The sequence below is a fragment of the Bradyrhizobium sp. Leo170 genome (assembly GCF_004296405.1).
Classification (GTDB): domain Bacteria; phylum Pseudomonadota; class Alphaproteobacteria; order Rhizobiales; family Xanthobacteraceae; genus Bradyrhizobium.
In genome coordinates, this window is sequence record NZ_PSRR01000263.1 from 1 (window position 1) to 12,104 (window position 12,104).

9 protein-coding genes are annotated in these 12,104 nt (G+C 64.6%); 4 read left to right on the plus strand and 5 right to left on the minus strand.

The genetic code is table 11. From position 1 onward, the window contains the following. Window positions 1-75: 75 nt before the first annotated feature. The 4 genes from CWO89_RS31935 to CWO89_RS31950 all read right to left on the minus strand — a co-directional run bounded on the left by CWO89_RS31935 (window position 76) and on the right by CWO89_RS31950 (window position 5,204). Window positions 76-1,182 carry a CaiB/BaiF CoA transferase family protein gene (locus CWO89_RS31935; protein ID WP_130582483.1) on the minus strand — a complete coding sequence of 369 codons (1,107 nt, stop codon included), beginning with the start codon at window positions 1,180-1,182 and terminating at the stop codon, window positions 76-78. A 169-nt stretch (window positions 1,183-1,351) separates the two neighbouring features. Continuing rightward, window positions 1,352-2,152: an FAD binding domain-containing protein gene (locus CWO89_RS31940; RefSeq protein ID WP_130582484.1), complete on the minus strand. Its 801-nt coding sequence runs from the start codon at window positions 2,150-2,152 to the stop codon at window positions 1,352-1,354. Between the two features lie 141 nt (window positions 2,153-2,293). Continuing rightward, window positions 2,294-4,633, minus strand: coding sequence for a xanthine dehydrogenase family protein molybdopterin-binding subunit (locus CWO89_RS31945; RefSeq protein ID WP_130582485.1), 2,340 nt, complete (start codon window positions 4,631-4,633; stop codon window positions 2,294-2,296). An 85-nt stretch (window positions 4,634-4,718) separates the two neighbouring features. Further along, window positions 4,719-5,204 (minus strand): (2Fe-2S)-binding protein, encoded by a 486-nt coding sequence (locus CWO89_RS31950; protein WP_130582486.1) that lies wholly within the window; start codon window positions 5,202-5,204, stop codon window positions 4,719-4,721. A 244-nt stretch (window positions 5,205-5,448) separates the two neighbouring features. Here CWO89_RS31950 and CWO89_RS31955 point away from each other — a divergent pair, with 244 nt between their 5' ends. After that, complete coding sequence (locus CWO89_RS31955; protein WP_130582487.1) at window positions 5,449-7,497, plus strand: methyl-accepting chemotaxis protein; 2,049 nt, start codon at window positions 5,449-5,451, stop codon at window positions 7,495-7,497. 10 nt (window positions 7,498-7,507) lie between these two features. On the opposite strand, the gene CWO89_RS31960 is transcribed toward CWO89_RS31955, so the two are convergent. Further along, a complete protein-coding gene (locus CWO89_RS31960; RefSeq protein ID WP_130582488.1) occupies window positions 7,508-7,882 on the minus strand; it encodes a DUF3175 domain-containing protein in 375 nt (124 codons plus the stop codon). Window positions 7,883-8,064: 182 nt separating this feature from the next. On the opposite strand from CWO89_RS31960, the gene CWO89_RS31965 reads away from it, so the two are divergent. The 3 genes from CWO89_RS31965 (at window position 8,065) to CWO89_RS31975 (ending at window position 12,063) form a co-directional block, all read left to right on the plus strand. After that, window positions 8,065-9,567, plus strand: a complete 1,503-nt coding sequence (locus CWO89_RS31965; RefSeq protein ID WP_130582489.1) for an MFS transporter — start codon at window positions 8,065-8,067, stop codon at window positions 9,565-9,567. 6 nt (window positions 9,568-9,573) lie between these two features. Further along, complete coding sequence (gene otsB, locus CWO89_RS31970; RefSeq protein ID WP_130582490.1) at window positions 9,574-10,410, plus strand: trehalose-phosphatase; 837 nt, start codon at window positions 9,574-9,576, stop codon at window positions 10,408-10,410. Between the two features lie 207 nt (window positions 10,411-10,617). After that, window positions 10,618-12,063, plus strand: coding sequence for a trehalose-6-phosphate synthase (locus tag CWO89_RS31975; RefSeq protein WP_165421416.1), 1,446 nt, complete (start codon window positions 10,618-10,620; stop codon window positions 12,061-12,063). Window positions 12,064-12,104: the final 41 nt, after the last annotated feature.

Below are 12,104 nucleotides of genomic sequence, written 5' to 3' on the forward strand. Positions count from 1 at the left end.
CCCACCTCTTCTTGTGCCGCTCTTGATGGTGGGCACGCTGCGCTTTGCCCGCCCTACAACGTCTACTAACGACGGCTATCGCTTCCACGCGCTCAGCACATCGCCAAGCTCTGCCGTCACTGGCTCCCTGATCGCTGACGGTGTCCGCGAGAAGCGCGGCGCGGGCGCCGGCTGCGTCACGCCATGGCGTTCGACGAACACTTTTCGCGCGGCCATGTGCGGATGCTTCGGGGCCTCCGCCATGGTCAGGATCGGCGCGAAGCAGATGTCGGTGCCTTCCATGAGCTTGCACCACTCCTCGCGCGTCTTGCTCTTGAATATCTCGTTGAGCTTTTCTTTCAGCGCAGGCCACGCCTTGCGGTCCATCTGGGTGTCGAACTCGGCGTCGGTGAGGCCGGCGTGCTTGCGCAATAGGGCGTAGAATTGCGGCTCGATCGAACCGATCGAGACGAAATGGCCGCAGGCGCATTCGTAGACGCCGTAGAAATGCGCGCCGCCGTCGAGCATATTCTGGTCGCGTCCTTCCACCCAGCGGCCGCTTGCGGCCAGGTCAAAGAACATCGACATCAGCGACGCCGCGCCATCGCACATCGCGGTATCGACCACCTGGCCCTTGCCGGATTTTGATGCTTCCAGGAGGGCTGCGAGCACGCCGACCACGAGGTAGAGCGCGCCGCCGCCGAAATCGCCGACCAGGTTGAGCGGCGGCACCGGCTTCTCTTTGGTGCCGATCGCGGCCAGCGCGCCGGTGATCGAGATGTAGTTGATGTCGTGGCCTGCCGCGTTCGCGAGCGGGCCCTCCTGGCCCCAGCCGGTCATGCGGCCGTAGACCAGCTTTGGATTGCGCGCGCGCACGACGTCAGGCCCGAGGCCAAGCCGCTCCATCACGCCGGGACGAAAGCCCTCGATCAGTGCATCAGCATTGGCGAGCAGATCGAGCACCTGCGCGACCGCGCCCTTGTCCTTGAGGTCGAGCTCGACCACCTTGCGCCCGCGCGTGGAAACGCCCTTGAGATTCTTGCCGGCGCCGACGCGGTCGAGGGTGATGACCTCGGCGCCCATATCTGCCAGCATCATGCAGGCAAATGGGCCGGGGCCGATGCCCGCGAATTCGACGATGCGGGTGCCGGCAAGCGGGCCGGAGGCGCGGACAGCGGACTGAGGGGCGGGTTTGTCGAGCACGTTTCCATCCGTGTTTTAATTAGGCGATTAGCTAAATTGTCTCGCCATACGCGTTGCGTGGCAAGCGCCTTTTTCGGAAAGCGCCTCGCCGAGCGCATGAACGGCGCGCATCGCTGCGCGCCGTTGTCATAAGCGTAGGTAGCATGTTCTGGATCGGCCTGCCGCCCGATCAGCCTGCCGCCGTCACCGCGCGCTGCGCCATCACCTTGATGAGGTTGGCGCGGTAGTCGGCGGAGCCATGGATGTCGCTGAGCAATCCGGCGGACGGAATTTGCACACCGTCGAGCGCGGCTGCCGACCAGTTCGCCTTCAGCGCCGCTTCGATCGGGCCGACGCGCATGACGCCGCTTTGCGACGCGCCGGTCGCGGCGACGCGGACGTCACCGTCCTTGGTCTTGGCGACGAACACGCCGGTCAGCGCAAAGCGCGAGGCGGGGTGGGGGAATTTGGCGTAGCCCGCCTTGGCCGGAATCGGGAACGACACGGCTGTGATGATCTCGCCGTCTTCGAGGGCGGTACTGAACAGGCCCTGGAAGAAATCATCGGCTGCGATCGTGCGCTTGTTGGTCTTGATGGTGGCGCCGAGCGCCAGCACCGCGGCCGGGTAATCGGCGGCGGGATCGTTGTTGGCGAGCGAGCCGCCGATCGTGCCGCGATGGCGCACGGCGGGGTCGCCGATCAGTGAGGCGAGATAGGCGACCGCGGGGATCGCCTTTTGCGCCGCGCTGCTCTGCGCCACGTCACAATGCGGCGTCGCCGCCTTGATCGTCAGCGCGTCGGCCGTCGCGTCCACGCCGATCAATTCCTTGATCTTGCCGAGATCGATGACGTCAGACGGCGAGGCGAGCCGCTGCTTCATCACGGGGATCAGCGTATGGCCGCCGGCGAGATATTTCGGCTCCCCACCTTTGGCGAACAGGGCCGCGGCTTCGTCGACCGATGAAGCGCGATGATAAATGGTCTCGTACATTGGGGTGCTCCCTGGGTCCTGCTTTGGCCCTCGAGTCATTCCGGGATGCGCCGCCAGGCGCAGACCCGGAATCTCGAGGGATTTGTCCGTGCTTCAGATTCCGGGTTCGACGCTTCGCGTCGCCCCGGAATGACGAAAGTATCAACCGTGAATGGTGTGCCAGACGCGATCGGGCGTCGCCGGCATTTCAAGCTTGTTGTTGCCAATCGCATCCGTGATCGCGTTGATCACCGCGGCCGATGCACCGATCGCACCGGCCTCGCCGCAACCCTTGACGCCGAGCGGATTGCCCGGGCACAGCGTCGTGGTGTGCGAGATCTGGAACGACGGCAGATCGTCGGCGCGCGGCATGGTGTAGTCCATGAAGGATGCCGTGACCGGCTGGCCGTTGCTGTCGTAAACCGCGCCTTCGAGCAGCGCCTGGCCGATGCCCTGGGCGAGGCCGCCATGGACCTGTCCCGCGACAATCATCGGGTTGATGAGCCGGCCGAAATCATCCGCCGCCACGAAGTTGACGAATGAGGTCTTGCCGGTCGTGGGATCGACCTCGAGCTCGCAGATATAGGCGCCCGCGGGGAAGGTGAAGTTGGTGGGATCGTAGAACGCCGTCTCCTTCAAGCCCGGCTCCATGCCGTCAGGCAGATTGTGCGCGGTATAGGCGGCGAGCGCGACCATCGGCAGCGCGATCGACTTGTCGGTGCCGGTGACCTTGAACTCGCCGTTCTCGATCACGATGTCGTTCTCGGACGCCTCCAGCGCGTGCGCGGCGATCTTCTTGGCCTTGGACTCGACCTTTTCCATCGCCTTCACGATGGCCGCGCCACCGACTGCGATCGAGCGCGAGCCGTAAGTGCCCATGCCGAACTGCACCTTGTCGGTATCGCCATGGACGATCGAGACCTGGCTGATCGGAACCCCCAGGCGCTCCGCGATGATCTGGCAGAACGTGGTCTCATGACCCTGGCCGTGGCTGTGCGAGCCGGTGAGGATCTCGATCGTGCCGACCGGATTGACGCGCACTTCGGCCGATTCCCACAGGCCGACGCCGGCGCCCAAGCTGCCGACCGCCTTTGACGGCGCAATCCCGCAGGCTTCGATGTAGCAGGATACCCCGATGCCGCGCAGCTTGCCGTCCGCTTTGGCCTTCGCCTTGCGCGCCGGGAAGCCGGCATAGTCGATCGCCTTCATCGCCGCGTCGATCGAGGCATGGAAGTCGCCGGTATCATAGGCCATGATCACCGGCGTCTGGTATGGGAACTGGGTGATGAAGTTCTTCTTCCGCAGTTCGGTCGGATCGACCTTCAACTGCCGCGCCGCGGTCTCCATCATCCGCTCGATCAGGTAGCTCGCCTCGGGACGGCCCGCGCCGCGATAGGCATCGACAGGCGTGGTGTTGGTATAGACGCCTATCACCTCCGCATAGATCGCAGGGATGACGTATTGCCCCGACAGCAGCGTCGCATAGAGATAGGTCGGCACCGCTGCGGAGAACAGCGACATGTAGGCGCCGAAATTGGCGTGGGTCTTCACCCGGAGGCCGAGGATCTTGTTGTCCTTGTCGAACGCCAATTCGGCCTTCGAGACATGGTCGCGGCCATGCGCGTCGGTGAGGAAAGCCTCCGTGCGGTCCCCGGTCCACTTCACCGGGCGGCCGACCTTCTTGGAGGCCCACAGCGCCACCATCTCCTCGGGGTAGATGTAGATCTTGGAGCCGAAGCCGCCGCCGACGTCGGGCGCGATCACGCGCAGCTTGTGCTCGGGCGCGATATTGTAGAAGGCTGACAGCACGAGACGGGCGACATGCGGGTTCTGCGAGGTCGTATAGAGCGTGAAATGCTCTTCGGCCGCGTCATAGTCGGCGACCGCCGAGCGCGGCTCCATCGCGTTCGGTACCAGGCGGTTGTTGGTGAGGTCCAGCGTCACCACATTCGCCGCCTTGCTGAAGGCGTCCTTGACCGCGGCCTCGTCACCGAGATGCCAGTCATAGACCACATTGCCCGGCGCTTCCGGGTGAAGCTGCGGCGCGCCCGGCTTGATCGCGGCCTTGATATCGGGCACCGCCGGCAGCTCTTCATAATCGACCACCACGGCTTCCGCGGCGTCGCGGGCCTGGTTCTTGGTCTCGGCGATCACGACGGCGACCGCCTGTCCGACGAAGCGCACTATCTCCGGCGCCATCGCCGGCCATGCGCCCATCTTCATCGGCGAGCCATCCTTCGACGTGATGGCCCAGCCGCAGATCAGGTTGCCGATCTTGTCGTCGACGAGCTCTTGGCCCGTGAGCACCGCGATCACGCCGGGCTTTTTCAGGGCCTCGCTCGAATCGATGCTCTTGACCTTGGCGTGGGCGTGCGGGCTGCGGATGAACTGGGCATAGGTCATGCCCACCAGTTTGATGTCGTCGACGTAGCGGCCTTTGCCGGTGATGAAACGGCGGTCTTCCTTGCGGACGACGCTTGCGCCAATGCCTTCGATGCCCATTGTGAATTCCTCCCGACCGGAGATGTGATGTCCCGCCGCTTCCATCGAAGCCCGGCGGCTTTTGACGAGATGTGGCCGGCGGCGGCTATTCCGCCGCCTGCGCGACCTTCATGCGCCCGGCGGCGTCCAGCACCGCCTTGACGATGTTGTGGTAGCCGGTGCAGCGGCAGATATTGCCTTCCAGCTCGTGGCGAACGGTTGCCTCGTCGAGCTCGCCGCCATAGCGTTGGACGATGTCGATCGCCGACATGATCATGCCCGGCGTGCAGTAGCCGCACTGCAGGCCGTGATTGTCCCGGAACGCCGCCTGCATTGGGTGCAATTCGTCGCCCTTGGAGATGCCTTCGATGGTGGTGACGTTCGAACCCGCCGCCTGGCCCGCCAGCACGGTGCAGGACTTCACTGCCCGCCCGTCGATATGGACGACGCAGGCGCCGCATTGGCTGGTATCGCAGCCGACGTGGGTTCCGGTCAGGTTCAGGTTTTCGCGCAGGAGATGGACGAGGAGGGTTCGGTCCTCGACGTCGACGGATACCGCTTTGCCGTTCACCGTCAGCTTGACTGTAGACACGCGTCGTTCCTCCGGATGCTTCTAATTATTCCAATTAGAAACAGCGGCGAGGAACTTGGCAACTACGATTTTGGCCACCTTTGTCACGGCCATGACATCGGTGACAGCGACGAGCTGCGCTTCCCGGAGGGGGACTCCACAACTTCTCCGAAATGTCTGCCGAATTTACTAGCTCTTATCCATTCTGCCTTAGCTTTGCGCGTCGGGTCCGGGCAACGATTTCCGGACGCCACTTGTTTTCAGAATGAAGACGGGGGTTGGGGTGGGACTACTGGGGCGTGTGGGGTCGCGAATGCCGACCCTTCGATTTCGTGCGAAAATCATCCTGGGCTTTGCCGCGGTGCTGGCTATTACGGCGGCCAGCATGGGCTTTGCCTATCTTGGCTTTGAGCGTGTCTCGGCCGGCGTCGCCGCCTACCGCGCGAGCGTCCGGGAGGCCGATCTGGCGCGCAATATCGACCGTGAGCTGATCTCCTACCGTTCGCTGGCGCGCTACTATGTGGCGACCGGCAAGGAAGAGGACGGCAAGGCAGCGCTCGCGGCGGAGGCCAGCCTCAAAGAGGCCATCCTCCAGGCGATGAAGGGCACCACCGACCCCGCGCGGGTCGAGCAGGTGACCAAGCTCGAGCGTGAGTTCCGCGCCTTCACCAAGATCTTTGCCGAGATCCTCAAGGTCAAGGAAGAGAGCGGGCTGCTCGCGCAGAACCAGCTCGCCCGCGGCGGCAACTCGCTGCGCTACAAACTCGACGATCTCGCCTCCAACGCGGCCGAAGCCGGACTGTCCGCCGTCGAGATGGGTGCCAAGCAGGTCGCCTCGCAGTTCCAGGCGGCGGCCGCGCTCGCCAGTACCTTCGTGGTCAATTCCGACAAGATCACCGGCACGAGCGGGCTGGCGCGACTGAAATTCGTCGAGAACTCGCTGAAGGCGATTTCCTCGACCGACGAGAAGGTCGTCGCTGCGCTGAAAGAGCTGACGAAGATGCTCGAAGAGTATCGGGAGGCGCTCTCGAAACTGATCGAGAACTCGAAATCGATCGACGAGCTGACCCTCGAGATGACGGAATCCGCAGCCGCCATCAACCAGGGCTCCGGCGTGATGAAATCGGACCTGCTCGCCGACCAGAAGCGCATGGAAACCGAGTCGGACGCCGCGATCGGCGCGACCGAGCGGTTCATTCTGGTGCTCGCCGCCGGTGGCTTCGTGCTCGGCGCTGTGCTCGCCTTCCTGCTCGGAATCGGCATTTCGCGCCCGATCCGGGCGATGTGCGCCGCGATGCGCGAGCTTGCGGCCGGCAATTTCGACGTCGTGCTGCCGGGGCTCGGCCGCAAGGACGAACTCGGCGAGATGGCCGGCGCGGTGGAGGAATTCAAGCTCCAGGCGATCGCCAAGGCCGAGCGCGATGCCGCGAGCCAGGAGGTGCAGAACAAGGCGAGCGCCGCGGCGCGCCGTGCCGAACTGATCCACTTCGCCGACGAGTTCGAGACGGCGGTCGGCTGGATCGTCGCCAACGTCTCGGCCTCGGCGGTGCAGCTCGAGACCGCGGCGGGCACGCTGACGCGGACCGCTGAGACCACGCAGAACCTTTCAAGCCAGGTAGCGGGTGCCTCCGAGGAGGCGTCGAGCAACATGCAGTCGGTGGCTTCCGCGACCGAAGAGCTATCGGCTTCCGTCGACGAGATCGGACGCCGCGTGAAGGAGTCCAGCCGGATCGCCGATGCTGCGGTGCAGCAGGCCGAACAGACCGACGCCCGCATCGGCAAGCTCTCGCTCGCCGCGCAACAGATCGGTGACGTGGTCAAGCTGATCACCGCGATCGCCGAGCAGACCAACCTGCTGGCGCTGAACGCGACGATCGAAGCGGCACGCGCCGGCGATGCCGGCCGCGGCTTCGCGGTGGTCGCCTCCGAGGTGAAATCGCTCGCCAGCCAGACCGCGCGGGCGACCGAGGAGATTTCCACTCACATCTCGGGCATGCAGTCGGCGACGCAGGAATCCGTTGCCGCCATCAAGGAGATCGGCGGCACCATCGGCCAGATCTCCGAGATCGCCGCCAACATCGCCGGCGCAGTCGAGCAGCAGAGCACGGCGACGCAGGAGATCGCCCGCAGCGTGCAGAATGTCGCCCAGGGCACGCAGGAGGCCGCCACCAGCGTCACCCTCGTCAACCGCGGCGCCACCGAGACCGGCTCGGCGTCCGAGGAGGTGCTGAACTCGGCACGCTCGCTGTCGTCCGAAAGCACGCGCCTGCGCGACGAACTCGACCGCTTCATGGCGAACATCCGGGCTGCGTGATGCCGCGCCGTCACTCCCTTCCGAACTGGTGCTTCAGCTCCAGCTTCGCGCGTTCGAGCCGGGCACGTTGCGCCTGCGGCAGCGTCTTGCCGGCGCGGTTGATGTAGAAGATCAGCATCGACAGCGCCGAGCGGTAGGCGCCGGCCTTGCGGCGCTTGCTTCGCTCGGCGGAGCGCTTCAGCGATGCCGCGATCTTCTTCGCGCTGGTCTGCTTGAACACGCCGCGGTCGAGATCGAGCGCGTCGCTCCGCTCGGTCACCCGCTGCGACCAGCGCCGCGATGACGTCTTGCGCGTGCCGGTCTTTCGCCGCGTGGTGGTTGCTTTTCTTCTGGTGCCCTTTTGTGCCGTGGTCTTTCGTGCGCTGGTTTTGCGACGTGGTGCCATTGCAAGCTCCTGTTTTCAGCTAGCAACATCGGCAAATCCGTCCGGGTTCCTATGCCGCGATGCGGGAACCAGGCGGCGTCGCGGACGTTGTCGTGCGTGGCGGGCATCCGTTTGCCGCAAATTTTGGGGATGAGCACCTTGGGGTAAGCTGCGTTCCGGGGTGATTTCTTGTTGGTTCCGTGATGGATTTGCAGCCGATCCAGCCCAGTCCTGCAACTGCTTCCGCAACGCGTGACGCTGACGCGCCGCCGTCGCCGGATCATGACCGCATCATCGAGACGTCGATCCCCGCGCGTCTCGATAGTCTCACCTGGAGCGGTTTTCACACCCGCGTGGTGACCGCGCTCGGCATCACCTGGATCCTCGACGGGCTTGAAGTCACGCTCGCCGGTGCGTTGGCGGGCGCGCTGAAGGACAGTCCGACGCTTAAATTCTCCAACTTCGATGTCGGCTTCGCCAACAGCGCCTATCTCGCCGGCGCCGTGCTGGGCGCGATCGGGTTTGGCTGGCTCACCGATCGCATCGGCCGCAAGAAACTGTTCTTCATCACGCTTGCGGTTTATCTCAGCGCCACCGCCGCGACCGCGCTGTCGTGGAATGTCGCAAGCTACGCGCTGTTTCGCTTCCTGACCGGTGCCGGCATCGGCGGCGAATATACCGCGATCAACTCGACCATCCAGGAACTGGTGCCGGCGCGCTATCGCGGCTGGACCGATCTCGTCATCAACGGCAGCTTCTGGATCGGTGCTGCGATCGGCGCCGTCAGCGCCATCGTCCTGCTCGATCCCGCCGTGATCAATCCCGATCTCGGCTGGCGGCTTGCGTATCTCACCGGCGCCTGTCTTGGCCTCGTCGTGTTCGTGATGCGGATGTGGATTCCGGAAAGCCCGCGCTGGCTGATGATCCACGGCCGCCCCGAGGAAGCGCACCAAATCGTCGACGACATCGAGCGCTCGGTGATCGGTCATGTCGAGGCGCAATCGCAGGCGTTGCCGAAGATCAAGCTGCGGATGCGCGACCATACGCCGCTGCGCGAAGTGGCGCATACGCTGCTGGTTACCTATCGCCAGCGCGCGGTGGTCGGGCTCGTCTTGATGAGCGCGCAGGCGTTCTTCTACAACGCGATCTTCTTCACCTTCGCGCTGGTGCTGACCGACTTCTTCGGCATTCCCGCCAGCCATGTCGGCTGGTACATCCTGCCCTTTGCCGCCGGCAATTTCCTGGGGCCGCTCGTGCTCGGCCGCCTGTTCGATACGCTGGGACGCCGCGTCATGATCACACTGACCTATGGCGTGTCGGGCGTGCTGCTGGCGCTCTCGGGCTATCTGTTCTCGATCGGCGCGCTGAGCGCGCAAGGACAGACCATCGCCTGGATGGTGATCTTCTTCTTTGCCTCGCCCGCCGCGAGCGCCGCTTATCTCACCGTGAGCGAGACGTTTCCGCTTGAGGTGCGGGCGCTCGCCATCGCGCTGTTCTACGCGATCGGCACGGGCATTGGCGGCGTGATCGGACCTGCATTGTTTGGCGCGCTGATCGATACCGGATCGCGCAATTCCGTTTTCGCCGGCTACCTCCTGGGGTCGGCGCTCATGATCGTCGCGGCCTTGGTCGCGTGGCGCTACGCCGTCGCCGCCGAGCGAAAATCGCTCGAAACTGTCGCACGGCCGCTGGCTGTTGTGGAGTAGAATGAGATGACTGAGGAACTGGCTGACATGCCGCTGGACGAAGACTTTTCGCCGGAAGACGAAGCCTCGCCGGAAACCGTACCGGTGCCGAGCGCGCTGGTCGGGCATCTGAGCGAGACCGCGGTCCTGCTCGACGTCGACGGCACCTTGCTCGACTTCGCGCCGACGCCGCGCGAGGTCTGGGTGCCGCCGGGGCTGGCGAAAACGCTCAATCGTCTGCTCGAGCGCACCAATGGTGCGCTGGCGCTGGTCAGCGGCCGTTCGGTGAATGATCTTGACCTGATTTTCGCCCCCGATGTCTTCCCTGCGGTCGGCGGCCATGGCGCGGAGATGCGGCTCGATCCGCAGGGCGATGGCGATGCGGGCCACGCGCTGCAGCTTGACAAGGAGCTGAAGCGGCGTCTGGCCGCCATCGCCAGATTGAGCCCGGGCATTCTGCTCGAGGACAAGGGCTATTCGCTCGCGCTGCACTATCGCCTTGCGCCGCATGCGGAAAGGGCGATCTATGAGGCGGTATCGCTGATCCGCGCCGATCTGCCTGAGGCGCCGATCGAGGTGCTGCCCGGCAAGCAGGTCTGCGAGATCAAGCTCGCCGGCTTCACCAAGGCCACCGGCGTGCGCGAACTGATGAAGCATCCGCCGTTCAAGGGCCGCAAGCCGTTCTTCATCGGCGATGACGTCACCGACGAGACGGTTTTTGCGATCATGCCCGAGCTCGAAGGGCTCGCTTTCTCGGTCGGCCGACGCGCCAAGGGAGTGGCCGGTCATTTCGACGCGCCGAGCGACGTGCGCGAATTCCTTGCGCATCTGCTCGATGACGAGCGCGAAATCGCCGCGCCTTAGCCGAAACCTCAACCGCAAATTGGCGCGGAATAACCGCAGTTCCTGCTGTGGGCGGTCGCCTGCTCGCAAAAAATTTTCTTTTTGTGAGTTGACGCCCCGGTTCCATGCGGGCCTGCCTGAATTTGGTTTCAATTCGGAGAAAGCGTGGCCAGGAACCATATTGATGAATGGTTGTTAATACGCGAATGCCCAACGGGAGGGGACCACTTGAACCTCGTTGTCGTGTCGAACCGCGTAGCGCGTGGAAAACCCAATGAACCCATGACGGGCGGCCTCGCCGCCGCTCTTTTGCCTGTTGTCGAGAAGTCCGGCGCGATCTGGGTCGGCTCCAGCGGCCGTGTCCGCGATGGGAACCAGAAGGAACCCTTCGCGGAGGTGGAAGCGCTCGGTGCCGGCGCGCTGGCGATGCTCGATCTGCCGGCCGCGCATTACGGCGGCTATTACGAAGGCTTTGCCAACTCCGCGCTGTGGCCGGCGCTGCACTCGCGCGCCGACCTGATCCGCGCCTCGGAGGAGGACTATGCCAGTTACCGCGAGGTGAACGCGTTCATGGCGCGTGCGCTGCTGCGCTTCCGCAAGGACGATTCGGTGTTCTGGATTCAGGACTACCATTTCCTCGCGCTCGGCGCGGAGCTGCGCGATCTCGGCATCGACAAGCCGATCGGCTTTTTCCTGCACACGCCGTGGCCGACGCGCGCGGTGATCGAAGGCGTCCCGCATCATCGCGAGCTGATCGAGGCGATGCTTGCCTACGATCTCATCGGCTTCCAGACCGAGGAGGATTGCGAGAATTTCCTCGGCTACGTCGAAGCCGATCTCGGGCTCGTCGTGCGGGACGGCAGCGTGACGTCGCGTTACGGACGCAGCCGCGCCGCGGTCTTCCCGATCGGCATCGATCCGGACAAATTCGCGCAGCAGGCCACCAAGGCGATGACCCATCCCGACGTCTCGCGATTGCGCCGCAGCCTGAACGGCGAGCGGCTCGCGATCGGCGTCGACCGGCTCGACTATTCGAAGGGCCTGATCAACCGCGTCAAGGCTTTCGACCGGATGTGGACGATGCATCCCTCGCTGAAGCGCACGATCTCGCTGCTGCAGATCGCAACGCCATCGCGTGGCGGCATCGAGGCCTACGGCAATCTGCAGAGCGAGGTCGCAAAACTCGTCTCCGACGTCAACGGCATCCATGGCGAGGTCGACTGGACGCCGATCCGCTACCTCAACAAGGGATTCAGCCAGGCGGTGCTCGCCGGTCTCTACCGCACCGCGCAGGTCGGCGTGGTGACGCCGCTGCAGGACGGCATGAACCTTGTCGCCAAGGAGTATGTCGCCGCCCAGAACGCGGCCGATCCCGGCGTGCTGGTGCTGTCGAAATTCGCCGGTGCCGCCAACGAGCTTGAGGCTGCCCTCATCGTCAACCCGCACGACGTCGACGGCATGGCGCGCACCATTGCCACCGCGCTTTCGATGCCGCTCGCCGAGCGGCGGCTGCGCTGGGAAGCGATGATGGAGAAGATCTGCACGGGCACCATCCAGCAATGGTTCGCCAATTTCGTCGAGGCGCTGCAGGACACCGGCGCCGAACAGCCCGAGCGCGCGCCGCCACTGGCCGAAGCCACGCACTGGCCCTATCGCAGCGCCCGCATTCATTAGCCGCTCTCCTTGGCCCTCTGTCGTCCCGGCGAAAGCCGGGA

Coding starts and splice junctions, on each gene's coding strand:
- CWO89_RS31960 (WP_130582488.1), bottom strand. CDS start 7,882: ATGGCACCACGTCGCAAAACCAGCGCACGAAAGACCACGGCACAAAAG.
- CWO89_RS31945 (WP_130582485.1), bottom strand. CDS start 4,633: ATGGGCATCGAAGGCATTGGCGCAAGCGTCGTCCGCAAGGAAGACCGC.
- otsB (WP_130582490.1), top strand. CDS start 9,574: ATGACTGAGGAACTGGCTGACATGCCGCTGGACGAAGACTTTTCGCCG.
- CWO89_RS31955 (WP_130582487.1), top strand. CDS start 5,449: ATGAAGACGGGGGTTGGGGTGGGACTACTGGGGCGTGTGGGGTCGCGA.
- CWO89_RS31940 (WP_130582484.1), bottom strand. CDS start 2,152: ATGTACGAGACCATTTATCATCGCGCTTCATCGGTCGACGAAGCCGCG.
- CWO89_RS31965 (WP_130582489.1), top strand. CDS start 8,065: ATGGATTTGCAGCCGATCCAGCCCAGTCCTGCAACTGCTTCCGCAACG.